Source organism: Streptomyces sp. P5F9, from assembly GCF_057961495.1.
Window position 1 is genome coordinate 1 of the sequence record NZ_JBXVPZ010000002.1, and the last position, 24,490, is coordinate 24,490.

The 24,490-nt window shown below is 70.8% G+C and carries 20 protein-coding genes and 1 pseudogene; 8 read left to right on the forward strand and 13 right to left on the reverse strand.

Annotation, left to right across the window (positions count from 1 at the left end):
- On the reverse strand, nucleotides 1-462 hold a 462-nt coding region (locus tag AC31A1_RS00515; protein WP_489651240.1), incomplete at its 3' end, for a cysteine hydrolase family protein.
- 245 nt (nucleotides 463-707) lie between these two features.
- On the reverse strand, nucleotides 708-4,082 hold the full coding sequence (locus tag AC31A1_RS00520) for a pyruvate carboxylase (protein ID WP_489651241.1): 3,375 nt from the start codon (nucleotides 4,080-4,082) through the stop codon (nucleotides 708-710).
- A 235-nt stretch (nucleotides 4,083-4,317) separates the two neighbouring features.
- Between AC31A1_RS00520 and AC31A1_RS00525 the strand changes: the two genes are divergently transcribed.
- Nucleotides 4,318-5,541 carry a chitinase gene (locus tag AC31A1_RS00525; protein WP_489651242.1) on the forward strand — a complete coding sequence of 408 codons (1,224 nt, stop codon included), beginning with the start codon at nucleotides 4,318-4,320 and terminating at the stop codon, nucleotides 5,539-5,541.
- Between the two features lie 12 nt (nucleotides 5,542-5,553).
- On the opposite strand, the gene AC31A1_RS00530 is transcribed toward AC31A1_RS00525, so the two are convergent.
- The 4 genes from AC31A1_RS00530 to AC31A1_RS00545 all read right to left on the reverse strand — a co-directional run bounded on the left by AC31A1_RS00530 (nucleotide 5,554) and on the right by AC31A1_RS00545 (nucleotide 10,983).
- Complete coding sequence (locus tag AC31A1_RS00530; protein WP_489651243.1) at nucleotides 5,554-7,209, reverse strand: carboxylesterase/lipase family protein; 1,656 nt, start codon at nucleotides 7,207-7,209, stop codon at nucleotides 5,554-5,556.
- A 135-nt stretch (nucleotides 7,210-7,344) separates the two neighbouring features.
- A complete protein-coding gene (locus AC31A1_RS00535; RefSeq protein ID WP_489651244.1) occupies nucleotides 7,345-8,085 on the reverse strand; it encodes a hypothetical protein in 741 nt (246 codons plus the stop codon).
- A 96-nt stretch (nucleotides 8,086-8,181) separates the two neighbouring features.
- Nucleotides 8,182-9,375: a M20 family metallopeptidase gene (locus AC31A1_RS00540; protein WP_489651245.1), complete on the reverse strand. Its 1,194-nt coding sequence runs from the start codon at nucleotides 9,373-9,375 to the stop codon at nucleotides 8,182-8,184.
- Nucleotides 9,376-9,423: 48 nt separating this feature from the next.
- Nucleotides 9,424-10,983: an AbgT family transporter gene (locus AC31A1_RS00545; RefSeq protein ID WP_489651246.1), complete on the reverse strand. Its 1,560-nt coding sequence runs from the start codon at nucleotides 10,981-10,983 to the stop codon at nucleotides 9,424-9,426.
- Between the two features lie 115 nt (nucleotides 10,984-11,098).
- Between AC31A1_RS00545 and AC31A1_RS00550 the strand changes: the two genes are divergently transcribed.
- Complete coding sequence (locus tag AC31A1_RS00550; protein ID WP_489651247.1) at nucleotides 11,099-12,124, forward strand: Lrp/AsnC family transcriptional regulator; 1,026 nt, start codon at nucleotides 11,099-11,101, stop codon at nucleotides 12,122-12,124.
- A 69-nt stretch (nucleotides 12,125-12,193) separates the two neighbouring features.
- Here the strand turns inward: AC31A1_RS00550 and AC31A1_RS00555 are convergent, their stop codons facing one another.
- Entirely contained in the window at nucleotides 12,194-13,750 is a 1,557-nt protein-coding gene (locus AC31A1_RS00555) for a hypothetical protein (protein ID WP_489651248.1), read from the reverse strand.
- A gap of 59 nt (nucleotides 13,751-13,809) precedes the next feature.
- Nucleotides 13,810-14,559, reverse strand: coding sequence for an IclR family transcriptional regulator (locus AC31A1_RS00560; RefSeq protein WP_489651317.1), 750 nt, complete (start codon nucleotides 14,557-14,559; stop codon nucleotides 13,810-13,812).
- Nucleotides 14,560-14,665: 106 nt separating this feature from the next.
- Between AC31A1_RS00560 and mhpD the strand changes: the two genes are divergently transcribed.
- The 3 genes from mhpD to dmpG are packed head-to-tail and all read left to right on the forward strand — an operon-like array spanning nucleotide 14,666 to nucleotide 17,459.
- On the forward strand, nucleotides 14,666-15,508 hold the full coding sequence (gene mhpD, locus AC31A1_RS00565) for a 2-keto-4-pentenoate hydratase (protein WP_489651249.1): 843 nt from the start codon (nucleotides 14,666-14,668) through the stop codon (nucleotides 15,506-15,508).
- Nucleotides 15,505-16,440, forward strand: a complete 936-nt coding sequence (locus AC31A1_RS00570) for an acetaldehyde dehydrogenase (acetylating) (protein WP_489651250.1) — start codon at nucleotides 15,505-15,507, stop codon at nucleotides 16,438-16,440. The genes mhpD and AC31A1_RS00570 overlap by 4 nt, the downstream gene beginning before the upstream one ends.
- Nucleotides 16,437-17,459 carry a 4-hydroxy-2-oxovalerate aldolase gene (gene dmpG, locus AC31A1_RS00575; RefSeq protein WP_489651251.1) on the forward strand — a complete coding sequence of 341 codons (1,023 nt, stop codon included), beginning with the start codon at nucleotides 16,437-16,439 and terminating at the stop codon, nucleotides 17,457-17,459. Before AC31A1_RS00570 ends, dmpG begins: the two co-directional genes overlap by 4 nt.
- 6 nt (nucleotides 17,460-17,465) lie before the next feature.
- Here the strand turns inward: dmpG and AC31A1_RS00580 are convergent, their stop codons facing one another.
- Nucleotides 17,466-18,317 carry a helix-turn-helix transcriptional regulator gene (locus tag AC31A1_RS00580; RefSeq protein WP_489651252.1) on the reverse strand — a complete coding sequence of 284 codons (852 nt, stop codon included), beginning with the start codon at nucleotides 18,315-18,317 and terminating at the stop codon, nucleotides 17,466-17,468.
- 87 nt (nucleotides 18,318-18,404) lie between these two features.
- Here AC31A1_RS00580 and AC31A1_RS00585 point away from each other — a divergent pair, with 87 nt between their 5' ends.
- Complete coding sequence (locus tag AC31A1_RS00585) at nucleotides 18,405-19,187, forward strand: SDR family NAD(P)-dependent oxidoreductase (RefSeq protein WP_489651253.1); 783 nt, start codon at nucleotides 18,405-18,407, stop codon at nucleotides 19,185-19,187.
- Between the two features lie 13 nt (nucleotides 19,188-19,200).
- Here AC31A1_RS00585 and AC31A1_RS00590 read toward each other — a convergent pair whose 3' ends face one another.
- The 3 genes and pseudogenes from AC31A1_RS00590 to AC31A1_RS00600 all read right to left on the reverse strand — a co-directional run bounded on the left by AC31A1_RS00590 (nucleotide 19,201) and on the right by AC31A1_RS00600 (nucleotide 22,144).
- Nucleotides 19,201-20,247 (reverse strand): lysylphosphatidylglycerol synthase transmembrane domain-containing protein, encoded by a 1,047-nt coding sequence (locus AC31A1_RS00590; RefSeq protein WP_489651254.1) that lies wholly within the window; start codon nucleotides 20,245-20,247, stop codon nucleotides 19,201-19,203.
- Nucleotides 20,248-20,278: 31 nt separating this feature from the next.
- Nucleotides 20,279-20,404, reverse strand: a pseudogene (locus AC31A1_RS00595) (VOC family protein); the annotation flags it as partial.
- Nucleotides 20,405-20,527: 123 nt separating this feature from the next.
- Nucleotides 20,528-22,144, reverse strand: coding sequence for an MFS transporter (locus AC31A1_RS00600; protein WP_489651255.1), 1,617 nt, complete (start codon nucleotides 22,142-22,144; stop codon nucleotides 20,528-20,530).
- Between the two features lie 107 nt (nucleotides 22,145-22,251).
- Between AC31A1_RS00600 and AC31A1_RS00605 the strand changes: the two genes are divergently transcribed.
- Nucleotides 22,252-22,860 (forward strand): TetR/AcrR family transcriptional regulator, encoded by a 609-nt coding sequence (locus AC31A1_RS00605; protein WP_489651256.1) that lies wholly within the window; start codon nucleotides 22,252-22,254, stop codon nucleotides 22,858-22,860.
- Nucleotides 22,861-22,889: 29 nt separating this feature from the next.
- A complete protein-coding gene (locus tag AC31A1_RS00610; RefSeq protein ID WP_489651257.1) occupies nucleotides 22,890-23,696 on the forward strand; it encodes an LmeA family phospholipid-binding protein in 807 nt (268 codons plus the stop codon).
- Between the two features lie 3 nt (nucleotides 23,697-23,699).
- Here the strand turns inward: AC31A1_RS00610 and AC31A1_RS00615 are convergent, their stop codons facing one another.
- Complete coding sequence (locus AC31A1_RS00615) at nucleotides 23,700-24,371, reverse strand: TetR family transcriptional regulator (protein WP_489651258.1); 672 nt, start codon at nucleotides 24,369-24,371, stop codon at nucleotides 23,700-23,702.
- Nucleotides 24,372-24,490: the final 119 nt, after the last annotated feature.

Consider the following 24,490-nt stretch of genomic DNA (forward strand, 5'->3'; position numbering starts at 1 on the left):
GTCGAGACCACCACCCGCGTCGCGGTGCGGGATGGGGTTCGTGGCGGTCGCGTCGGTGACGAAGGTGACCTGGTAGCCGAAGTCGCTCGCGACGCGGGTGGTGGTCTCGACGCACTGCTCGGTGCGGATGCCGCAGATGGTGAGCTCGCGGACTCCGTGCTCGGTGAGGAGTTGTTGCAGGTTGGTGGTGGTGAAGGCGTTGTGCGAGGTCTTGTGCAGGAGCGGTTCGCCCTCCGCGCGCTCCAGTCCGTCGATCAGCCGCACGTGACCGAGGTCCGGGTCGAATACGCCGCCGCTGCCGGGCTCGGAGTGCAGGACCCACACCACGAGGTCACCGGCCCGGCGGGCGAGCTGGACCAGACGGTTCGCCTGTTCGGCGATCTTCGGGTCGGAGATGGTCTCCCACAGCGGGCGGGCGCGGAAGGATTCCTGGACATCGATGACGATCAGTGCTCGGGTCATGCCCCAAGACTGCGCCGTGTGGACGGGGTGGCGACAGGCCGCATCGGGTCCGGGACCGGACCGATCCGGTCACTTGGTTGAGCGACCTGCCGCCGGCCCCGCCTGCCTCAACACGCCGGTCACCGGGTTGAGCGGCCTGCGGCCGTAGCGCCTACCTCGACTCCGGTCAGCGGGTCGAGCCGCCCGCCGGTAACCCGACCACCTCAGCTCCAGTCACCGGATCGACCCGCCCGCCGCCGTACCGTCTACCTCAGTTCGACGAGCAGGTCGCCGCCCTCCACCTGCTGGATGCGGTTGATGGCGAGGCGGGCGACCCGGCCGGACTTGGGGGCGGTGATCGCCGCCTCCATCTTCATGGCCTCGATCGTGGCGACGGTGACACCGGCCTCCACCTCGTCGCCCTCCTCGACCGCGAGGGTGACGACACCCGCGAACGGGGCTGCCACATGGCCTGAGTTGGCGCGGTCGGCCTTCTCGGTGACGGGGATGTCGGACGCGGCTGCGGTGTCACGGACCTGGATCGGCCGGAGTTGCCCGTTCAGCGCGGACATCACCGTGCGCAGCCCGCGTTCGTCGGCCTCGCCCACGGCCTCCAGCTCGATCAGGAGCCGGACACCGGGCTCCAGGTCGACCGTGTACTCCTTGCCGGGCCGGATGCCGTAGAAGAAGTCCTTGCTGTCGAGGACGCTGGTGTCGCCGTAGGTCTGGCGGTGGGTCTCGAACTCGCGGGTCGGGCCGGGGAACAGCAGGCGGTTGAGGGTGGCGCGGCGGTCCTTGTCGAGGGCCGTGCGGTCCTCCGGGCTGAGTTCCTGGACGGGCTTGGGGGCGGCGCGGCCCTGGAGTGCCTTGGTGCGGAACGGTTCGGGCCAGCCGCCGGGCGGGGTGCCCAACTCGCCGCGCAGGAAGCCGATCACGGAGTCGGGGATGTCGTACCGGTCGGGGGATGCCTCGAAGTCGGCGGGGCTCACTCCGGCGCCGACCAGGTGCAGGGCGAGGTCGCCGACGACCTTCGACGACGGGGTGACCTTCACCAGGTGGCCGAGGATGCGGTCGGCGGCGGCGTACATCGCCTCGATGTCCTCGAAGCGGTCGCCGAGGCCGAGGGCGATGGCCTGGGTGCGCAGGTTGGAGAGCTGGCCGCCGGGGATCTCGTGGTGGTAGACGCGGCCGGTGGGTGAGGCGAGGCCCGCCTCGAAGGGGGCGTAGATCTTGCGGACGCTCTCCCAGTACGGCTCCAGGTCGCCGATGGCCTGGAGGTCGAGGCCGGTGGGGCGGTCGGAGTAGTCGGTCGCGGCGACGATCGCGGAGAGGGACGGCTGCGACGTCGTGCCCGCCATGGAGGCCACCGCGCCGTCGACGGCGTCCGCGCCGGCCTGGATCGCGGCGAGGTAGGTGGCGAGCTGGCCGCCCGCCGTGTCGTGGGTGTGCAGGTGGACCGGCAGGCCGAACTCCCGCCGCAGCGCGGATACGAGCGTCGCGGCGGCGGGTGCTCGCAGCAGGCCCGCCATGTCCTTCACCGCGAGGACGTGGGCGCCCGCCTCGACGATCTGTTCCGCGAGGCGGAGGTAGTAATCGAGCGTGTAGAGGCGCTCGCCCGGGTCGGACAGGTCCGAGGTGTAGCAGAGGGCGACCTCGGCGATCGACGTTCCGGTGGCGCGTACGGCGTCGATGGCGGGGCGCATCTGGCCTACGTCGTTCAGCGCGTCGAAGATGCGGAAGATGTCGATGCCGGTGGCGGCGGCCTCCTGCACGAAGGCGTCGGTGACCTGGGTCGGGTAGGGCGTGTAGCCGACGGTGTTGCGGCCGCGCAGCAGCATCTGGAGGCAGATGTTGGGGACGGCCTCGCGCAGGGCGGCCAGCCGGTCCCAGGGGTCCTCGGCGAGGAAGCGCAGCGCCACGTCGTAGGTGGCGCCGCCCCAGCACTCAAGGGAGAGCAGCTGGGGCACGGTGTGGGCCACGACCGGGGCCACCGCGAGGAGGTCCTTGGTGCGGACGCGGGTGGCGAGGAGCGACTGGTGGGCGTCGCGGAACGTGGTGTCGGTGACGCCGATCGTGGGTGACTCGCGCAGGTGGCGGGCGAAGCCCTCGGGGCCGAGTTCGGCGAGCAACTGCCGTGAACCGGCCGGGGGTTCGGTGCTCGGGACCGGCGGCAGCTTGGTGGTGGGGTCGATCAGGTCGGGGCGTTCGCCGTGCGGCTTGTTCACCGTGACGTCGGCCAGGTAGGTCAGCAACTTGGTGCCGCGGTCAGCCGATTGACGGGCCGTCAGCAGCTGCGGGCGCTGCTCGATGAACGACGTGGTGATCCGCCCGGCCTGGAAGTCCGGGTCGTCCAGCACCGCCTGGAGGAACGGGATGTTGGTGGCCACACCGCGGATGCGGAACTCGGCGACGGCACGCCGCGCCCGGTTGACGGCGGTGGTGAAGTCCCGGCCCCGGCAGGTGAGTTTGACCAGCATCGAGTCGAAGTGCGCGCTGATCTCCGTACCGGCGTGGGTGGTTCCGCCGTCGAGACGGATGCCGGAGCCGCCGGGCGAGCGGTAGGCGCTGATGCGGCCCGTGTCCGGGCGGAAGCCGTTGGCCGGGTCCTCTGTGGTGATACGGCACTGGAGTGCGGCGCCGTGCAGGGTGACCGTCTCCTGGGACAGGCCCAGGTCCGCGAGGGTCTCCCCCGAGGCGATCCGCAACTGCGACTGGACGAGGTCGACGTCGGTGACCTCCTCGGTCACCGTGTGCTCGACCTGGATGCGCGGGTTCATCTCGATGAAGACGTGGTTGCCGGCCGGGTCGAGGAGGAACTCGACGGTGCCCGCGTTGCGGTAGCCGATCTCACGGGCGAAGCGGACGGCGTCCGCGCAGATCCGGTCGCGCAGGGCGGGGTCGAGGTTGGGCGCGGGGGCCAGCTCGACGACCTTCTGGTGGCGGCGCTGCAGCGAGCAGTCGCGCTCGAAGAGGTGGATGACGTTGCCCTCGCCGTCGGCGAGGATCTGCACCTCGATGTGACGGGGGTCGACGACGGCCTTCTCCAGGAACACCGTGGCGTCGCCGAACGCCGACATGGCCTCGCGGGCCGCCGCCTCGATGGATTCGCGCAGGGTGGCCGGGTCCTCGACGCGGCGCATTCCGCGTCCGCCACCACCGGCCACGGCCTTCACGAACACGGGGAAGCCGATGTCCTCGGCCGCGCGGACCAGTTCGTCGACGTCGGTGGAGGGCGCCGAGGAGCCGAGCACCGGTACGCCGGCCGCGCGGGCTGCGGCGATCGCCGTGGCCTTGTTGCCGGTCATCTCCAGGATGTGGGCACTGGGACCGACGAAGGTGATGCCCGCCTCCTCGCAGGCGCGGGCGAGTTCGGGGTTCTCGGAGAGGAATCCGTAGCCCGGATAGACCGCGTCCGCTCCCGCGCGCCGGGCCGCGCGGACGATCTCCTCGACGGAGAGATAGGCGCGGACCGGATGCCCGGGCTGACCGATCTCGTAGGCCTCGTCGGCCTTGAGCCGGTGCAGCGAATTGCGGTCCTCGTGGGGGAAGACCGCGACGGTTCGCGCGCCCAGCTCATAGCCGGCGCGGAACGCCCTGATCGCGATCTCTCCACGGTTGGCGACCAGCACCTTGCGGAACATTCCCGATCCCTTCAGCCTGCCGATGACGTGCACCATGGTGTCGGCGCAGCCCCTGTAACGCCATGTGAGCCGGGACACTAGTCGCAAACGTGTCGCGCGAAGCGCTCGACCGGGCCGATGGTAAAGAAATCGTATGGTCTAGTCCAAAGTGAGCTTTGGTCCAGTCCAATCCATTGACGTGGCCGCGACAGCGCCAGAAGCTGGGCGCCTCCCCCACTCCCACCGGAGGCACAACGTGACACGTCTTCGTGCATGTCTGGTCGCCGCGGCCGCCGTGACGACCGCCGCCGCGGGCACGACCGCGCTGGTCGCGACCAACGCCCAGGGCGCCACCGACGCGCCCACCGCGCTCAGCAACCGCTGGTACGCCGCGGCCCCCTATCTGATGCCGACGGACAACAACCCGCCGGACGCGGGCGCCATCATGGACGCCACCGGTCTCAAGGCCTTCCAGCTCGCCTTCGTCCTCGCCCCCAACGGCGGCGGCTGCTCCCCCACCTGGGGCGGCACCTCACCGGTCTCCTCGGACACCGCCGTCCAGTCGGTGATCAACACGATCCGCGCCAAGGGCGGCGACGTCTCCGTCTCCATCGGCGGCTACGGCGGCACGAAGCTCGGCCAGGCCTGCTCCGACCCGGCCTCGACCGCGGCGGCGTACCAGCAGGTGATCACCAAGTACGGCCTGCACGCGATCGACTTCGACCTGGAGGAGCCGGAGTACGAGAACACCGCGGCCATCCACAACGAGATCGGCGCGGCCAAGATCCTCCAGCAGAACAACTCGGGACTGTACGTCTCCGTCACCACGGCCGGCACGGCGGACGGCACCGGCTGGTTCGGCAAGCAGATGCTGCTGGAGGCGAAGTCGCAGGGGTTCACGCCGAACAACTTCTCCATCATGCCGTTCGACGGCGGCTTCAGCGGCGCGGCCTCGCAGACCAGCGCGCTCACCAACTTCAACTCCATCCTGCAGTCCACGTTCGGCTGGGACCAGGCGACCGCGTACGCCCACGAGGGCTTCTCGGGGATGAACGGGCGCAGCGACACCGGCGAGTACTTCACTCAGGCGGACTTCCAGACCGTCCTGAACTACGCCACCAGCCACAACATGGACCGCTTCACGTTCTGGTCCCTCAACCGCGACCGCCAGTGCACTCCGGTCGACAACGGCGGTACGACGTCGGGGACTTGCTCCAGCGTGGCGCAGAACGCGTGGGACTTCGCCAAGTACTCGGTGCAGTTCGCGGGCGTGACCCCGCCGACCTCGACACCCACGCCGACCCCGACTCCGACGCCCACCCCCGGCACGTGCAAGACGGCGTGGAGCTCCACAGCCGTCTACACGCAGGGCAACGAGGTGTCGTACGGCAACCACAACTGGGTGGCCAAGTGGTGGACCCAGAACGAGGTGCCCGGTGCCTCCCAGTGGGGCCCGTGGCAGGACGAGGGCTCCTGCTGATCTCCGGCGGGATCAGTAGGACACGGGCTGCGACGTCAAGTAGGCCTTGAGAAAGGCGTACCTGGCGTCGCTGTCCGCTACGGGGAGCGTGGCGAAGTGGTCACCGAGCTCCATCGTCTGCGGGGTGCCGGTGTCCAGGGCCGGCCAGGTGGAGAGACTGCCGCCGTTGGGGTTCCCGGTGGCCGCGAAGTTCGCCACGTACGAGGCGGTGGTGTCGGCGATGTCGTAGTCGCGCGACGCCCACGGGCGGTCGGTGTTGTAGATGAAGCCCAGCAGGTAGTAGACGTCGGCCCCGTCGAATGCCCCCGAACTGCCGTTGCCGACAACGGGGTTGGTGGCGTCGTGGCCCGGCGGGACCCGGGTCCAGAAGTAGGTGTGGACCGGGCCGCGATTGCCCGCCGTGTCCTCGAACTGCCCGCCCCACAGAAAGGTCGAGACACGTTCCTCGTCCCGCGCGTAGGCGTTGTACTGCGTGGCCGCCTCGGCGTCGGTGGTCGCCGGGTACAGGCCGAGGAACGTGTCCGCCAGGCCGACCGGCCCGAACCGGCTCTCGGCGTAGGCCTGGTACTCGGTCAGCGTGGGTGAACCGCTGTTCCCGTCACGGCAGTTGCCGGTGAGGACGGGTACGTCGATCTCCCTGCCCGCCTCCATGGCGGCGGTGTACGTGCTCGGCAGGACATAGCCGTCGAGTACGTCGCCGAAGGCGGTGGCGTCGGCCGGTGCGTCGGCGGCGTAGGTCCGCGCGACGATCTCGTCGGCGGACAGCGCGCGCAGATCGGTGAGGGCCGAGCACCCCAAGTAGGCCGCGAAGGCAGTGCCGTTGGACTCCGCGGCTGCCAACGTACGGTAGCCGTACGGCGATTGACCGAGGGCTGGGTCCTTGGTGTAGTGCACGCCGGACGGCAGCAGGGCCCGGTGGAACAGACCTCGGGCCGCCCGCGAGGCTAGGAGGACGTTGACGAGGTTCGCGCCGTTCTGCCAGCCGGCGAGCGTCACCCGGTCCGGGTCACCGCCGAACGCGGCGATGTTCCGGGCCACCCACTCCAGCGCCGCTACGGCGTCCAGGGCACCCCAGTTGCCGGAGGCGGCGTGCCCGGACTCGGCGCTCAGGTCGGGGTGGGCGAGGTCGGCGAAGGGGCCGACGCGGTGGTTGACGCTGACGAAGACGACGCCCTTGTTGGCCAGCAGGGTGCCGTTGTAGATCTCCTGTCCGGTCCAGATCGCGGTGTCACGGCCGCCGGGGAGCCAGACGAGGACCGGTCTGCTGTCGCCCGAAGTGGCCGCGCCGGTCCAGATGTCGAGGTTGAGGCAGTCCTCGCTCAGGGACGGCACCTGGTCGCTCGGGATACCCGTGACGGGCTGGGGGCAGGCCGGGCCCCACGCGTTCGCCTTGCGGATCCCGTCCCAGGACGGGGCGGGCTGGGGCGGGCGCCAGCGGTTGGCGCCGGCGGTGGTGTCCGCGTACGGGATGCCCTTGTAGGCGACGATGCCTTTCAACCCGCCCTGGACGCCGGTGACTTGGCCGGAGTCCGTGGTCACGGGGTCGTCGGCGCTCCGGCTGGCGCGCCGGTCGGCGGCCGACGCGACACCGGAGTCGAGGCCGGTCGCCAGCACGGCGGCGGCGGTACCGGCGAGAAAGCCGCGGCGGTTGAGGTCTCGCGAGCGCACAGGAGCTCCCTGTCGAGTGGGGGGACGGGCGAGTCGCACCATGCTCGGGCGACCGCCGGAGCGCGGCAAGCGGAACGCCCGTACTCACAGACTCGACAGTTTCGACAGCTGTTCGACAGTTCAACTCCCCTGCTGTCAGAGGATGTTGACCGCCCGCGCGACGACGAGGACGACGATCGACACGGAGACCGTGGACTGGCCCATCATCAGCATCTTGGCCCAGCGGGAGAGCGGCATCACGTCGGTCGGGCTGAAGGCGGTGGAGTTGGTGAAGGACAGGTACAGGTAGTCCAGGAACACCGGTTCCCAGTCCGGCGGCGCGGTCTCCGGGCTCTGCATCTGGACGAAGAGGAAGTCGGCGTACTGGTGGTGCCCCATGACCCGCGCCATCGGTCCGCCGCGGTCCCACTCCCAGTACCAGAGGGCGAACACGATGACGTTCGTCAGCCAGATGGCGCCGCCGGTCAGCAGCAGCGGTCCGGCGCCCAGCCCCTCGGTCCCCCTGACCAGGCCCACCACCAGCCGGGCCGCCGACCAGCTGTTGGCCAGGCTGATCACACCCGTCAGGACGAGGCTCGGCCAGCGCAACCACCGTGTGCCGGGCTCGATCCGCCGGGGATTGGCGACGAACAGGCCGACCATCAGCGCGATTTCGAGGGCCGGCAGCAGCCAGTACGGCTGGAAGGCGAGCCGGTGCGGCAGCATCAGCTGCAGGGCGAACGCCACCAGGATCACGGCGGACACCGCCCACCGTGTCTCGCCCCGCGTCACCCGGCGCCAGGCGGGCACCACATCGCGCCCGCCGTTCTCCAGCAGCCGCTCGATCCTGGCCAAGCGGCTGCTGGAGTCGTCCCTACCGTCCGTACCGTCCGTCATGGGCACCGATTGTCCCCGGTGAGAGGTGGATCCAATGACGCGCCCCACCCTGGACGTCGGCGGATGTTCCGGCCGATGACGGGTGTGCGGTGCGGCTCAGCCCCGCAGGGGTTCCGCCAGCCGTCCCAGCCGTCCCAGCAGTCCGGCGACCAGGGCGGTCTGCGCGGGCACGGTGTCCGGGTAGATGAACTCGCCCTGGGCATGCGCCCCGTCGCCGACCGCGCCCATGCCGCACAGCACCGGCAGACCGAGCGCGGCGACGAAGTTGGCGTCGCTGGCCCCGCCGACGGCGGTGTCGGGCAGATGGTCGCGCCCCTGCTCACGGGCGACCTCACGGGCGAGGTCGAGCAGCGGGGCGGAGGCCGCGTTGAGGGTCATCGGGGGCCGGTTCCAGGCGTGGTCGATGTCGATGCGGACGCGCGGGTCACTCACCTTGATGGCGTCCAACTCCTCGTCCACCCGGGCCTGTTCGGCCGCGCTGCTGACCCGGATGTCGACCCCGGCGGTGGCCTGCCCGGCGACGACGTTGATGGCCGAACCGCCCTTGATCAGCCCGGTGTTGATCGTGGTGCCCTTGTCGGGCGCGGCGACCTTCGCGGCGGCGACCACGAACTCGGACAGTGCGGTGATCGCGCTCGCCCCGTCCTGTGGTGCGAGCCCGGCATGTGATTCGACGCCGGTGGCGGTGACGTGGAAGATCCCGGTGCCCCTGCGGGCGGTCTTCACCGCGCCGTGGGCACTCGGCTCCAGCACAAGCGTGACGTCGACCTTCTGCGCGACCTCCTCGATCACCGGCCTGGAGGACAGGGACCCGATCTCCTCGTCGCCGTTGAAGAGGAAGGTGACGGTGGGCAGCGGCGCACCGCTCTCCCGGGCCAGCTTCAGCGCCCAGATCCCTTGTGCGAGACCGGTCTTCATGTCGAAGATGCCGGGCCCGCCGATCTTCTCCCGCCCGTCCTCGCCCACCGCCGGCTGCTCCCATCCGGCGAGGGTCCCGGTCGGCCAGACGGTGTCGTAGTGCCCGACGAGCGCGACATGCCCGGCGCTGGTGCCGCCGTAGGTCAGGGTGAGGGTGTCACCGCACTCGCCCCCGGGGTGACGCTCCTCGCGGTCGGGCAGGCCGAGCCGCTGGACGGTCAGCTCGCGCAGCAGGTCCAGGCCGCTCGCGAGGCCGGGAAGGTCGTAGCTGCCGGTCTCCTGGCGGACGAGGGTCAGGATGTCCTCGACGATCTGCGAGGAGACGTCCTGGGCGCGGGTGGTGAGGGTGGCGGGTGCGGGTGATGCGGTCATGATCTGCTTTCTCGTACGGCCGAACGGACGGGGTCGCTCGGGAGGTGGTCAGCTGATGCCGAGCGGGATGCCCAGCAGGTACCAGGCGACGAAGAACGCGACCCAGACCACCCACACGACAGCGGCGATCGGGATCGTGAAGGAGGCCAGGGTGCCGATGCCGGCGGACTTGCGGTACTGCTGGATGAAGCCCAGGGCCATGACGAAGTAGGGGCTCATCGGGGTGACGCAGTTGGTGACCGAGTCGGCGACGCGGTAGACGGCCTGGGTGGTCTCGGGCTCGATGCCGATGAGCATCAGCATGGGGACGAGGACCGGTGCGGCCAGTGCCCACAGGGCGGAGCCGCTGGTGATGACGAGGTTCATGAAGGTGATCAGCACGGCGATGCCGACGAGCACGGTCCAGCCGTGCAGGTGCAGGTCGCGCAGTGTCTCGGCGCCCTTGACGGCAAGGATGTCGCCGATGTTCGTCCACTTGAAATAGGCGAGGAACTGGGCGATCGCGAAGAACAGGACGAGGATCGGCGCCATCGAGCGGGTGCCGTCGACCATCGCGCCGATGCTGTCGCGGGCGGCGGTGAAGGTGCCGGTCATCCGGCCGTAGACGGTGCCGAGCACGGCGAAGAACACGCCGAGGACGAGTGCCATGCCGCCGATCAGCGGGGAGTTGACGATGCCGCCGCCCTCGCCGCGCAGGGGTGAGGACGAGGGGATCATGGCCGCCGCGAGGAACGCGAGGAAGCCGACGGCGACCAGGCCGGTCGTGCGCAGGGCGCGCCGCTGCTGGTCGGTGACCTCGATCTCGGCCAGCTCTTCGGCGCCCAGGGCGGCGACCGGCTCGTCGGGTTCCAGGTCGGAGCGGCGGGCGAGGACCTTGTCGACGACGAGGGTGATCACCAGCGCGACCAGGGCGGACGAGCCGAGGCCGAAGAAGTAGTTGGCGACCGGGGTGACGACGTAGTGCGTGTCGATGGTGTGGGCGGCGGCCGTGGAGATCCCGGAGAGCAGGACGTCGGTGGTGGTGAGCGACGGGGAGGCGTCGTACCCGGCGGCGATCGAGACGTAGGCGACGACGCAGCCGAGGACGGGGCTGCGGCCGGCCGCGCGGAAGACCAGGGCGCCGAGCGGGATGAGGGTGACGTAGGCGGCGTCGCCGGCCACATGGCTGACCATGGCTGTCATCGACAGGGCGAAGGTGAGGTACTTGCCCGGAACGCGCGCGACCATGCGGCGCAGCAGGGCGGAGAACAGTCCGCTCTTCTCGGCGACGGCGATGCCGAACATCACGGTGAGGATGGTGGCCAGCGGCGGGAAGGCCGCGTAGTTGTCGACGGCTCCCTCGACGGCCATGGTGAGGCCGTCCTTGCTGAGCAGGTTCTGCACCTTGATGGTCTCGTGCGTGCCGGGGTGCACGGCGCTGAGGCCCGTTGCCGCCAGGACGGCGCTGAGGACGGCGACGATCCCCGCGAGGATCCAGAACAGCCAGAAGGGGTTGGGGAGTTTGTTGCCGACCTTCTCGATCGCCGTCAGGCCCCGGAACGCGGTCCGCAGGACTCTCGACTGGGGTTCGGTGGACGGGGGCTGAGGTTGAGCGGAGGTGACACTCATCGGTACCTCTTGGCGCGATGGGGGGATGTTCCTGCGAACAATGGCATCCTGATGAGAGATTCTCTATATCTTGGAAGTAACGGTGGGATTAAACAGCGCCTTAGAGTGAGGCCCTATGACCCGTCCTCTCCTCGACGAGCTCGACCGGCGCCTCATCGGCGCGCTGCATCTGGCGCCCCGGGCCACCTGGGACGACATCGGCGAGATCCTGGCCGCCGACGCCAGCACGCTCAAACGCCGTTACGACCGCCTGCACGAGGCACGCATGGTGCGCGTGATCGGGCAGGCCGACTGGGGCGTCCACTCCACGGCGATGCCCGTCCACGTCTTCCTGGACATCACCGGCGAGAGCCCCCTCGCGGTCCTGCACCGGCTCCGTGACCTGCCCCACCTCCAGCTGCTGGCGCAGATCTCGGGCGACTACCCGCTCTACGCCGTCGTGCACGCCCCGTCCGAGGCGGCGACCAGCGAGGCGATCGACCGGATGTTCTCCGTGCCCGGTGTCCGGCGTGTCAACGCCCTGCCCGCGCTGAGCACGCTGCGCCGGGGCATCACCTGGGACCCGCAGTTCCTCGCCGACACCGAGCGTGCCGACCTGCTGAAACTCACCGGCTCCCGTCCCGAGGGCACGGCGACCGCGACACCCCCGGCGAAGCCGCTCAGCGAGGCCGAGCGCGGTGTCGTGGCCCAGCTGCTCCGGGACGGCCGCGCGTCCGCCGCGAGCATCGCCCGCACCGCCGACCTGGCCACGTCCACCGCGCACCGGGTGGTCCGCCGGGTCCTGGACGAGGGCTGGGTCAAGCCGCGCCTGGAGATCGTGTCGGAGTGGCTGGGCTTCCAGACCGCGTTCATCCTCCGGCTGCGCGTGGCCCCGGGTGCGACACCCGAAGTGATGCGCCGGATCAACCGGCTCCCGCAGACGCGGCTCGCCGCGCACGTCGCCAGCGACATGTCCGTCCTCGCCACCGGCCTGGTCACCGACCGCGCCGCGCTGGCGCTCTTCGTCGACGACGAGCTGGCCAGGATCCCCGGCCTCCTGGGCGTCAGCGTCGCCGTGATGCTCGCCGAACCGCGCCGCTACTGGCTGGACCGCGACCTGACCAGCGGCCTCGGCACGTTCCACGCACCGACCCTGCTGTGAGCAAGCGGCGGGCGCCCGACACCGAAGTGCCGGGGCGCCCGCCGCCCTCGACTCGCAAGCCCCGTACGGTCAGCCGGTGCCGAAGGCTCCCGTGCTGTAGGCGCACTCCGTGTAGATGTAGCCCGACCTGAGCTTCGCCGTGTCCGAGGCCGGCGTCGCGGTGGAACTGTCGGGCCGGTGCACGAAGTACGTCGTCCCGGTCGGCAGACTGATCGTCTTCTGCGGGTAGCTCTTGCCGGAGCTGCACGGCTTGAACCCCTTCAGCAGCGTGGTGGTGAGGGAGTACGACGTGCAGCTCCCGCAGCCCTTCAGCGTGAAGCTGCCGGTCACCGGCCCGGTGTACAGGACCGTGATGTCGTCCGGGCTGTCGTTCATGACGGTGACGGAGATGCTGCCGCCGGACGCGGTCGTGGGCAGCTTCTTGCCGGCGGCCGGAACCGTCTTCGCCACCTCGGCGGCGATCGCGATCTTCTTGGCCCGGGCCCGGTTCTTGTCGTGCGTGTTGTTCTTCACGAAGTCGTTCATCGTGGTGAGCGCCGAGTCGAAGTCGCCGTCCTTGTACTGGAAGACACCGCACTGATAGGCACCGGAGTCGGCGTGGCTGCTCGCCTGTTGGGCGTCCGCGCTCAACGCGTCGGCCACACCCGCCTGGCCGCCTTGCAGGCTCCCGATCTGGCTGGAGAGGCTCGACAACTCCTGTACGGCCGTGCAGGGTTGGCTACCGGTGACGCCCTTCACCCCCGTGGCGACGGCCGACTTGACGGCGGGCTCGACCTGACCCGCCTGCGACGACTGCGGGAACGTGGCCAGCAGATCGCCGAAGTTCGCCGACCAGTCCGCGCGTTGGGCGGCAAGACCGGTGGAGCCGCACTCGTACAGGGAGGTGGCCAGCCGGTCGTCCGGCCAGGTGGTGAGCGTGCCCAGTTCCTTCTTGGCGATGGTGCCGGGGACGGTCCGCAGATACTTCAACTGGGGTATCGCGTCACAGTAGTTCTTCTGCGCGTAGGCTCCGGCGACCGTCGTGTAGAACGTCTTCAGCCGGTCGGGCACGCGCTGGGCCGCCCGTGAACCGGAGTGCGCGGTGCTGAGGTCGTCGTAGGCGACCAGCGCCTGCCGGTAGTGGGGTTCGGCCGCAGAGAACGCCAACCTCCCTGAGTCCGCGACGAGTTGGTCGGCCGTCTCCAGCCGGTCGAGGAGCATCTGCTGGGTCGCCTCGTCGCGGGCGTTGTCGTAGAGGACGACTCCCCCGGCGGGTACGGCGAGCAGGACCAGGCCGAGCACGACCGCGACCGGTGTGGGCGAGGGCCAGGCGAGGCGGGTGCGCAGGCCCACCAACGCGCCGTGGACGGCGGCGAGTACGAGGAACACGACGTACAGGGTGACGGCGGCGCCCGGCACGCCGTCCGGGTCGGCGGGCAGGGCCACCAGCAGCAGCACGATGGTCGCGACCCAGCACACGGCCATCAGCAGCCAGCGGCGCATCAGCGCGTAACCGAGCCCGAGACCACTGAGGTTGAGGAGGCCGACCGCGACGGATCTGAGTCGGTCCGGCGGGCCGGGGGGTGGAGACGACGGCATCGGTGGCACGACGAACCCCTGGACAGACCCGTACTGATCCCCGGACATGATTCTCCCCCCGCTCAACAATGCCCCCGTTGCCGTGACTTGTCAGTGTACGGTCGGGTTCACCGCCAGGACAGTGGGGTCCTCGTAGTCCCTCCGCCGCGCAGCACGCGGGAGAGTCCGAGCGCCGCCGTCCGTACGGCCGGGGCGAGTTGGGCGGGCCGGAAGCGGGCGCGGGGTACGGCGACCGAGAGGGCGGCGACCGCGGTGTCGCCGGCGAACACCGGGGCCGCGATGCAGCTCACCTCCAACGCGGCCTCCTGTTCCTCGTAGGAGAGGCCGGAGACCTGGATCTTCTCCAGGGTCATGCGCAGCCGGGCCGGGTCGGTGATCGAGTGCGGGGTGAGGCTCGGCAGCGGGCGGGACAGTACCTCCTCGGTCAACTCGGCGCCGGAGAAGGCGAGTAGGGCCTTGCCCACGGCCGTACACGTCAGCGGCAGGCTGCCGCCGATGCGGGACGGGAGCCGCAGGGCCTCGTGGCCGTGGATGCGTTCGAGGTAGACCACCTCCATGCCCTCGCGGACGCCGAGGTGGATGGTCTCGCGGGTGGCCTCGAAGAGGTCCTGGAGGAAGGGCAGGGCCGTCTCGCGCAGATCACGCCGGTGCGGCACCAGCGAGCCCAGCTCGAACAACTTCGCGCCGAGCAGATAGCGGTGGCCCGAGCGCTCCAGCCAGCCCAGCCGGACGAGGTCGGCGGCCAGCCGGTGGACCGTGGGCTTGGGCAGTCCGGTGTGCTCCGAAAGTTCCGACAGGCGGTACGGTCCGCCGCTCGGACTGAAGCAGTCCAGGATGAGCGCGGCTTTCTCCAGCATGCTGCCGCTCGCGTTGTTCCGTGTCACGGAACAAACATTGTCCCTTTGTGGGGAAGCTGTCTATACCGATGGGGTGTACCCGCACCGCTCTCCCAGGAGGTAACCCGTGCCCACCGAGTCCGACGGCGCCCGCGCGGACGCCGTGTCCCCGGCCGTGGTCAAGGCCGCCGACCTGCTGGCGGAGGCCACCCGTACCGGGGTCGCCTGCCCGCCGGTGCGCGACCTGCTCGACGGCGGCGATCTGGAGACCGCCTACGCCGTCCAGCAGCTGAACGTCCGGCGCGGTGTGGACGCCGGACGCCGCATCGTCGGCCGCAAGATCGGCCTGACCTCCCCCGCCGTGCAGCGCCAACTCGGCGTGGACCAGCCGGACTTCGGCGCCCTGTTCGCGGACATGGCGGTGCCCGACGGCGGCGAGGTGCCCCTGGGCCGGCTGCTCCGGCCGAAGGTGGAGGCCGAGGTCGCGCTGGTCCTCGGCCGGGACCTGCCGGAGCGCGAGTGCACGATCGTCGACGTGCTGCGCGCGGTGGACTTCGCGCTGCCCGCGCTGGAGATCGTCGACAGCCGGGTGCGGAACTGGGACATCTCCCTCGTCGACACCGTCGCCGACAACGCCTCCTGCGGTCTGTACGTGCTGGGCGCCACGCCCGTACCACTGACCGCCATCGACCTGCGCACGGTCACGATGACCATGAGCCGGGGACGCGAGACCGTCTCCGAGGGCACCGGCGCCGACTGCCTCGGCAGCCCCCTCACCGCCGCCGTCTGGCTGGCCTCGGCCCTCGCCGAGCGGGGCGACCCGCTGCGCGCGGGCGACCTCGTGCTGACCGGCGCCCTGGGCCCGATGACCCCGGCCGCGCCGGGCGACACCTTCGAGGCCCACATCTCGGACCTGGGCTCGGTACGGGTCCGCTTCGCAGCGGAAGCTACGGAAAGGGACGGCAAGTGACCACGAAGGTCGCCATCATCGGCTCCGGCAACATAGGCACCGACCTCCTGATCAAGGTCCTGCGCCTCTCGGAGACCCTGGAGATCGCCGCCCTGGCCGGCATCGACCCGCACTCCGACGGCCTGGCCCGCGCCCGCCGCCTGAAGGTCGCCACCACCCACGAGGGTGTCGAAGGCCTGGTCGCCCTGGACGAGTTCACCGACGTCGGCATCGTCTTCGACGCCACCTCGGCCGGCGCCCACCGCCACCACGAAGACGTCCTACGGCCCCTGGGCCGCACCCTCGTCGACCTCACCCCGGCCGCCCTCGGCCCGTACGTCGTCCCGCCGGTCAACGGCGACGCCCATCTCGACGCCCCGAACGTCAACATGGTCACCTGCGGCGGCCAGGCCACGATCCCGATCGTCGCCGCGGTGGGCGCGGTCTCCCCGGTCCACTACGGCGAGATAGTCGCGTCCATCGCCTCGCGCTCGGCGGGTCCGGGCACCCGCGCGAACATCGACGAGTTCACCGAGACCACGTCCTCCGCCGTCGAGAAGGTGGGGGGCGCGGCGCGCGGCAAGGCGATCATCGTCCTCAACCCGGCCGAACCCCCGCTGATCATGCGGGACACCGTGCACTGCCTGGTCTCCGACTGCGCGACCGAGGCGGTCACGGCGTCCGTCGAGGAGATGGTCGGCCGTGTCCAGGCGTACGTGCCCGGCTACCGGCTCAAGCAGAAGGTGCAGTACGACAAGGTGGCCGCCGACGACCCGCTGCGCAGCCTCGCGCCGAGCGCGGGCGAGCTGCTGAAGGTGTCGGTGTTCCTGGAGGTCGAGGGCGCCGCCCACTACCTCCCCGCCTACGCCGGAAACCTCGACATCATGACGTCGGCCGCGCTGCGTACCGCGGAACGGATCGCCGACCGCACCGGCAAGGAGGCAGCCAGGTGACCACGTCCCTCTACGTCCAGGACGTCACGCTGCGGGACGGCATGCACGCCGTACGGCACCGCTACACCGTCGGCCAGGCCCGCGCGATCGCCGCCGCCCTCGACAGCGCCGGAGTGGCGGCGATCGAGATCGCGCACGGCGACGGACTGTCCGGCTCCAGCATCAATTACGGCGTCGGCGCCCACACCGACTGGGAGTGGATCGAAGCCGTCACCGACGCCGTACAACAGGCCGTCCCCACCACCCTGTTGCTGCCCGGCATCGGAACCGTCCACGACCTCAGGCAGGCCCACGCGCTGGGCATCCGCTCGGTGCGGGTCGCCACGCACTGCACCGAGGCCGACATCTCCGCCCAACACATCGCGGCGGCACGGGAGTTGGGCATGGACGTGGCCGGGTTCCTGATGATGTCCCACATGGCCGAGCCCGCCGAACTCGCCCGCCAGGCCAAGCTGATGGAGTCCTACGGCGCCCACTGCGTCTATGTCACCGACTCCGGCGGCCGGTTGACGATGGACGGGGTCCGGGACCGCTTCCGCGCGTACCGCGAAGTCCTCGCCCCGGAGACCGAGTTGGGCATCCACGCCCACCACAACCTCGCACTCGGCGTGGCCAACACGGTCGTCGCGGTCGAGGGCGGCGCGATCCGCGTCGACGCCTCCCTCGCGGGCCAGGGCGCCGGTGCGGGCAACTGTCCGCTGGAGGCGTTCGTCGCGGTCGCCGACCTGATGGGCTGGAAGCACGGCTGCGACCTGTTCCCCCTCATGGACGCGGCCGACGATCTCGTACGACCGCTCCAGGACCGCGAGGTACGGGTGGACCGCGAGACGCTCAGCCTGGGCTACGCGGGCGTGTACTCCAGCTTCCTGCGCCATGCCGAGACGGCGGCCGCGCGCTACGGCCTCGACACGCGCAGCATCCTGGTCGAGGCCGGGCGGCGGGCCATGGTCGGCGGCCAGGAGGACATGATCACCGACATCGCGCTGGACCTCGTCGCCCGTGCGGAAACCACGGCCTGATCCGCGTCAGGGGGCGATGTCCATGCTCTGCGTGCCGATGACCGACAGCAGCCGCAGGGCGCCCTCGGACGGCGAGCCGGGGACGGCGGTGTAGATCACGACCCGCTGGTCCCGGTCGGCGATGTCGAGGACGTCGCAGTTGACGGTGACCGGACCGACCAGCGGGTGCTGGAAGGTCTTGCGGAAGGTGGGCGCGGTGGCCACGTCGTGGGAGTCCCACAGCTGGGTGAACTCCTCGCTCCCGGCGAGGAGTTCGGCCACCAGCTCGGTCAGCTCCGGGTCGTCGGGGTAGCGGGCGGCGGCGGCACGCAGGTCCTGGGCCGCGCGGCGCGCGAACTCGTCCGCGTCCGAGACCCCGTACAGCCGTCGCCCCTCCGGGTGCGGTCCGAGGAAGACCCGGCGCAGCAGGTTGCGGTCGCGTCGCGGCACGGCCGAGAAGTCCTCCATGAGGGCGGCGGCCAGGTCGTTCCAGGCGATCACCTCGTGCGTCGCGGAGACCACGATCGCGGCGGCCTGCGGCAGCCGGCGCAGCAGGTCGAGGATGCTCTGCCGCACCTCGCGCGAGGGTCCGGGCGGCGGGCCCGGCGGCACGCCCGCCAGGTGGTGGAGGTGGTCGCGCTCGGCATCCGTCAGGCGCAGGGCGCGGGCCAGCCCGGCCAGTACCTCGCGCGACGGATGCGGGCCGCGGGCCTGCTCCAGCCGGGTGTAGTACTCGGTCGAGATGAACGCCAGCTGCGCCGCCTCCTCGCGGCGCAGCCCCGGGGTACGGCGGCGCGGTCCCGCGGGCAGCCCCACTTCGGCGGGGGTGATCCGCTCACGCCTGCTGCGCAGGAAGTCGGCAAGTTCTCGTCGATCCACTCCCCCAGTGTGTACGGGTTCCGGCGGGTCCAGCCAGGTACTGCCGGTGCCTGGATCGGCCCTGCGGACCGGCGCAGGCTCGCTGCCATGACCAACACACCCACTCATCCCTCCCTCGGCCTGCTGTCCGGCAAGGTCGCCTTCGTCACCGGCGCCGGACGCGGCATCGGCGCGGCGGCGGCGCGGCTGTTCGCCCGAGAAGGCGCCCAGGTACTGCTAGCGGCCCGAACGGAGGCCCAGCTAAAGGCAGTTACCGAGGAGATCCGCGAGGTCGGCGGCACCGCGGACTACGTAGTGTGCGACCTGGCCGACGCGGCCGGCGTGCGCACGGCCGTCGACCGGACAGTGGACCTGTACGGCCGGCTCGACGTGGCCTTCAACAACGGCGCGACGATCCAACGCCCGGGCCCGATGGACGAGTTGCCGGAGAGCGACTTCGACCACGTCTACGACGTGAACCTCAAGGGCGTCTGGCTCGCCATGGTCGCCCAGGTCGCCGCGATCCGGGCCACCGCGGGTACCGGCGCCATCGTCAACAACTCCTCCGTCGGCAGCCTGATGGGCAACCCCGAACTGCCCGCCTACGGCGCGATGAAGCGCGCGGTCAACAGCCTGACCGAGTCGGCCGCCGTCACCTACGGCCCGGAGGGCATCCGCGTCAACGCCATCGCCCCCGGCGGCACGCTGACCGAGATGATCCGGACCTGGGAAGCGGACTCTCCCGGTCTCCTGGAACGCGTCACGCACACTCCGCTGGGGCGCATGGCCGAACCCGACGAGATCGCCCAGGCCGCGGCCTGGCTGCTCAGCGACCGCGCCTCCTTCGTGACCGGCACGGTCCTGCGGGTCGACGGCGGCGCGCGGGCCTGAGAGTACGTGGCCGCTAGACAGCGGGCTCCCGACGGTTGTGGCGGCGGATGACCAGCCACGTTATCCAGCCGACGCCGATGATGAACCCGAAGCTGATGATCCGGTAGAGCACGACCGTGGCGATCGCGGTGCTGGTCGCGACGCCGCCCGTGACCAGACCGAGGATCAGCGCGCTGTCGATGAGGCCGAGGCCGCCCGGGATGATCGTGAGGGTCCCGGCGGCCATGCCCGCGCAGAAGGCGAGCAGCAGTTGGGCGCTGCTGATCTGCGTGTCGCTGATGGCGTGGAAGCACAGCCACAGACAGCCCGCGTCGAGCAGCCAGTTGAGCACGGCGAAGACGGCGGCGGCGACGGCGTGCCAGGGTTCGAGCCGGGCGGTACGGAGCTGCTCGACGAAGCCGCGGATGCGGTCGAGGCCCTGGGTCTCGGGAAGGTGCCGCAGCCGGTTGACCCTGGCCAGCGCGGCGCGGGTGGCCGGTTCGACCTTCTCGGGGTGGCGGGTGATGCGCCGGATGCCGACCGTGAGCAGGAGCACGGCCAGGCCGAGGGTGACGAGGCTGTGCCACTGCGGGCTTCCGTCGGAGGCGATCGCGGAGATCGCGGTGACGACGGCCAGGGCCGCCGCGGAGAGCAGGCCGGACAGCGCGATGCACCAGGAGGCGACGGCGGGCGTGGCTCCGAAACGGCGCATCTGCTGGTAGTTGAAGTGCGTGGAGAAGGCCGGCCCGCCGGGCAGGGTGACGCTCAGCGAGTGGGCCGCGTACGCGAGGGCGACGTGCCGTTGGATCGGCACGATCACCCCGGCCGAGCGCAGCAGCCTGCGCTGCATGCGCGCGTAGCAGCCCATGGCGGCCACTTCGGCGACGAGCGCGACGGCGAACCAGTTCAGCCGGGGCGCGCGCAGCTCTGACAGCGCGGCGGCCAACGACGGCCATCCCAGCACCAGTTCGGTGGTGAACAGCGCGAGCAGGACCGTGATCACCGCCGGGCGCAGCCAGCGTCGGGTGCGATGCTGGGCCGCGTCGGCCGGTTCGGTGGCGGTGGTGTCCGGAGCGTGCACAGGCAGGACCGTCGATTTCGTGAAGTGAGCTTCAGCCGTCGGCGATGCCGGCACCGCTCAATGCGGGGACGGCGTTCTCCGAGCGGACGAGGGAGCGGGCGCCGAGGCGGAACTGTGCCAGTTTATCCACGATGATCCGACCGACCGGCGTGCGCCCCCGGCTGATGCCACTTACCGGGCCGTCTCTCGCTTCCTCGTCCTCGGGCTGTCGACCAACCGGCGTTGTGCGTCGAGGAGTTCACCGCAATCAGGGCATGCCGCGGAAGGGTGCCCGGGGCGTTCAGAAGGACTCGGTGTGCTCCTGCTCTCGGCCGGTCTCCGTCGCCGCCTCCTTCGACTCGGGCTCGTTGGCGGCACGGCGGCCCGGCAGCACCGCGAGGACGATCAGCGTGCCGGCGGCCATGATGATGCCGCCGACCAGGCTGGTCCGGGCGACACCATGGGCGAAGGCCTCGTGCACGGCGTCGACCAGGGCCTGCGCCTGCTGCGGTCCTGCGGAGGGAGTCTTCGCGATCTGCTGGGCGACCGCCAGGCCGCCGCCGACCGAGTCCTTCGCGGTGTCCAGCGCGGCGGCGGGAAGGTGGCCGCCGACCAGGTCGGTCAGCTTGTCCTTGTAGGTGGTGCCCAGCAGCGAGCCGAGGACGGCGATACCGAGGGAGCCGCCCAGTTCCAGCGCGGTGTCGTTGGCGCCGCCGCCGACGCCGAGCTCGTTCTCCGGGAAGGAGCCCATGATCGTGTCCGTGGCCGGGGAGACGCTGAGCCCGATCGCGAAGCCCAACAGCATCATCGTCGGCAGGAAGTCGCCGTAGGTGGAGGCCTTGTCGACCTGGGTGAGCAGGAGGACGCCGACGGTGCCGAGCACCATGCCGGTCACGACCATCGGCTTCATGCCCAGCTGGGGGGTGAGCCGCCCGGTGGCCGCGGCGCCGAGGAACACGGCACCGGCCAGCGGCAGCAGTCGTACGCCCGTCTCCAACGCGTCGTAATCGAGGACGAATTGGAGGAACTGCGTGGCGTAGTAGATCGCACCGAACGTGCCGAAGAAGAAGAACAGCACCGCCGTCATCGAGCCGCTGAAGGATCGCTGCGCGAACGTGCGGACGTCGAGCATGGGGTGCGGGTGACGCAACTCCCAGGCCACGAAGGCGGGTAGACCGACGGCGGCGACGACGGCCGCGGTGACCGGACCCGCGCCCCAGCCGAAGTGCGGGCCCTCGATGATCGCGTAGACCAGGCTGCCGACCGAGACGATCGAGAGCAGCCCGCCCACGTAGTCGATGCGGCCCATCGTGTCCGCCTTGGACGGCGGTACGAGGACGAGTGCGCCGACGACCGCGACGAGGGCGATGGGCACGTTGATCAGGAACGTGGAGCTCCAGGCGTGGTCCTCCAGCAGCCAGCCCGCGACCAGCGGACCGACGGCGATGGCGAGGCCCGAGGTCGCGGTCCAGGCCGTGATGGCCCGCGCCCGCTCGCGCTTCGGGAAGATCGCGACCAGCAAGGACAGCGTGGCCGGCATGACCACCGCCGCGCCCACGCCCATGACCGCGCGGGCCGCGATGACCAGCCCGGTCTCGTGCACCAGGCTGCCCATCACCGATCCGGCGGCGAAGACCACCAGGCCGGTGAGGAGCGCGCCGCGACGGCTGTACTTGTCGCCGATCGCCCCCAGCACGAGCATCAGCGCGGCGTACGGGACGGTGTAGCCGTCGATGACCCACTGCAGATCACTGCTGCTCAGGCCCAGGTCCGTGGTCATGTCGGGGGCGGCCACGATCAGCGAGGTGTTCGCCATGACCACGATCAGCAGGCTCAGACAGAGCACGATCAGGGCGGACCAGCGCCGTGCGTACGGCCCGGTCATCTTGTCGACGGGTGTGGTGGCGAAGAGCGGCATCGGAGACTCCTGGACGACATTAATTGCTCACTGATGTGCAGGCTATTTTATTGCTCACTGATGTGCAACTATGCCGAGACGAACCAGCCCCGCCAGGAGGTGCCGACGTGACCGCCCGCAGCAGCGCCAAGGCGCGCGCCACCCGCGCCCGCATCCTCGAAGCGGCCCGACGGGAACTGGGCCGCGACCCCGACAGCGGCCTCGGGGGCATCGCGCAGGCCGCCGGCGTCGCGCGACGCACCCTCTACGAGCACTTCGCCGGACGGGCCGCGCTGGTCGAGGGCCTCGCGGCGGACATCGGAGAGGCGGTACGGCGTGCGAGTGCCGTCGCCCGGGCGCCGACACCGGACGCCGTGACCGCACTGGCTCACTTCGTCCTCACGTTCTGGCCGGTCGGCGACCGCTACCGCACGCTCATCGCCCTCGCCCACCGCGACCTCGGCCCCGACCGGATCGACGCGCTGCTCGGCCCGGCCCGTGACACGGTCACCGGGATCCTCGTCGACGGGCAGCGGCAGGGCGTCTTCCACACCGCCGTCCCCCCGGGCCCGCTCGGCAGAGCCCTTGAGGCACACGTGCTGGCGCTGCTGGACAGCGTCAACTCCGGCCTCTGGACCGACGACGGCACAGCCGCCGCCACCGCTGCCCTGATCGCCGTAGGCGTCGCACCCGACCTCGCGGCCGCCACGGTTCACCACCTGCGACCGTCACGTTGAATCCCGTTGCACACCGTCGAAGGAGACCCATGCACCCGTACGACTACGCCGACACCACGTTCGCCGCGTACGAGCCCGGTGACGCACGCCCGCCCCGGAACCGCCGACCGCTCGCCGTCGCCGCCGGCGCACTGCTCGCGCTGATCCTCGTATCCGTCACCGTCGACCGCTTCGCGACGGCACGGGTCGAGTCCCGTACGGCCAAGGCGTTCCAGGAGGGCATGCACACGCCCTCGACGCCGGAGGTACATGTGCGGGGCTTCCCCGTGCTGACGCAGTTGGCCGCCGGCACCCTGCGGCAGGTGGACATCACCGCGCACGACATACCGGCGAGCGACACCACCGGCCCGCTGCCGGTGAGTGAACTCTCCCTCCGGCTGACGGAGTTGAGGAAGTCCGACGACGACACGGAGGCACTGGCCCGCTCGGCGGAGGCGACCGCCCTGCTGTCCTACACCGACGTGTCCGACGCTCTGGGGCCGGAGATCTCCCGGGGCACCCGTCCCGACCAGATCCGCGCGAGCGTCCGGCTGCCCACCGGCGACGACGTCACCGTGGCGACGACCGTCTCGGTGCTGTCCGGCAACCGCATCGCCTTCAAGGACTTCCAGGTCACGGGCGGTCTGCTCCCCGAGGTGGGGCGACTCGCGCTCGGCAAGGTCTTCGAGCGGCCGATCCAGCTCCGCACCATCCCTCAGGGCCTGCGCCTGCGCTCGGTCACCACGACGGCGAGCGGGCTGATCGCCCGCCTGTCGGGCGAGTCGGTCACCTTCCGGTCCGACGGTGACGCCCGCTCCGGCTCGGTGCGGGGCGACTCGTCGTACGGCGACGCCTGAGGCTCAGTCGTCCGCGACGGCCTCGTCCGCCGGAGCTACGTGAACTGCCTGCGCGACCTCGTCCACCACGACCCGCGCCTGCTTCTCCGGCACACCGGCCGCGATGAGCCCGGCGACCGCCGCACAGGTCCCGTCGTCCTCCAACTCTCCGGAGTTGACCTCTTCGAGGAGGGCGATCGACATGGCTTCGAGTCCGGCGCTCAGCACGACGGCCGGCAGTTGGGTGTGGAAGACGCCGTCGCGCTGGCCGCGGTCCAGGATGGCGGTGGCCACGCTGCGGGCCGGTGACAGGATCTCGGTGACACGCTCCACGCCCAGGTCGCGCCGGGCCAGCGCCAGGAGGAGCCGGTAGCGGTCGCCCACGGTCCACATCGACAGCACGAAGCGCGCGTACGACCGCTCGGCCGACTCCACCCCCGCACCGGACGGCGCCGGATCGGCGGGCAGCGCTGCCCGCAGGGCTTCCGACGCCTCCTCGGCCAGCGCCTCCAGCAGCGCCTCCCGGCCGGGGAAGTGCCCGAACAGCGTGCGCCGTACGACGCCGGAGGCGCGCGCGAGTTCTTCCAGGGTGATGTCGGGGTTCCGGCCGAGTTCCCGGCGGGCCGTGGCCAGGATGCGTTCCCGGTTGGAGCGCGCGTTGCTTCGCTGGGGGACTCGGGCCGGGGGCTTGGTCACGGACAACCTCGGTGAAGTGCGGGAGCTACGGAGCGGGGCGAGCGGTACGTCCAGTCTGGCACGCACCCTCGACCCCTTGGCAGCACGGCACCACGGACACCCGACTCCAGCTGCCCTTT

Coding starts and splice junctions, on each gene's coding strand:
- AC31A1_RS00560 (WP_489651317.1), bottom strand. CDS start 14,559: ATGCTGGAGAAAGCCGCGCTCATCCTGGACTGCTTCAGTCCGAGCGGC.
- AC31A1_RS00550 (WP_489651247.1), top strand. CDS start 11,099: ATGACCCGTCCTCTCCTCGACGAGCTCGACCGGCGCCTCATCGGCGCG.
- AC31A1_RS00535 (WP_489651244.1), bottom strand. CDS start 8,085: ATGACGGACGGTACGGACGGTAGGGACGACTCCAGCAGCCGCTTGGCC.
- AC31A1_RS00585 (WP_489651253.1), top strand. CDS start 18,405: ATGACCAACACACCCACTCATCCCTCCCTCGGCCTGCTGTCCGGCAAG.
- AC31A1_RS00600 (WP_489651255.1), bottom strand. CDS start 22,144: ATGCCGCTCTTCGCCACCACACCCGTCGACAAGATGACCGGGCCGTAC.
- AC31A1_RS00545 (WP_489651246.1), bottom strand. CDS start 10,983: ATGAGTGTCACCTCCGCTCAACCTCAGCCCCCGTCCACCGAACCCCAG.
- AC31A1_RS00555 (WP_489651248.1), bottom strand. CDS start 13,750: ATGTCCGGGGATCAGTACGGGTCTGTCCAGGGGTTCGTCGTGCCACCG.
- AC31A1_RS00520 (WP_489651241.1), bottom strand. CDS start 4,082: ATGTTCCGCAAGGTGCTGGTCGCCAACCGTGGAGAGATCGCGATCAGG.
- AC31A1_RS00610 (WP_489651257.1), top strand. CDS start 22,890: ATGCACCCGTACGACTACGCCGACACCACGTTCGCCGCGTACGAGCCC.
- AC31A1_RS00540 (WP_489651245.1), bottom strand. CDS start 9,375: ATGACCGCATCACCCGCACCCGCCACCCTCACCACCCGCGCCCAGGAC.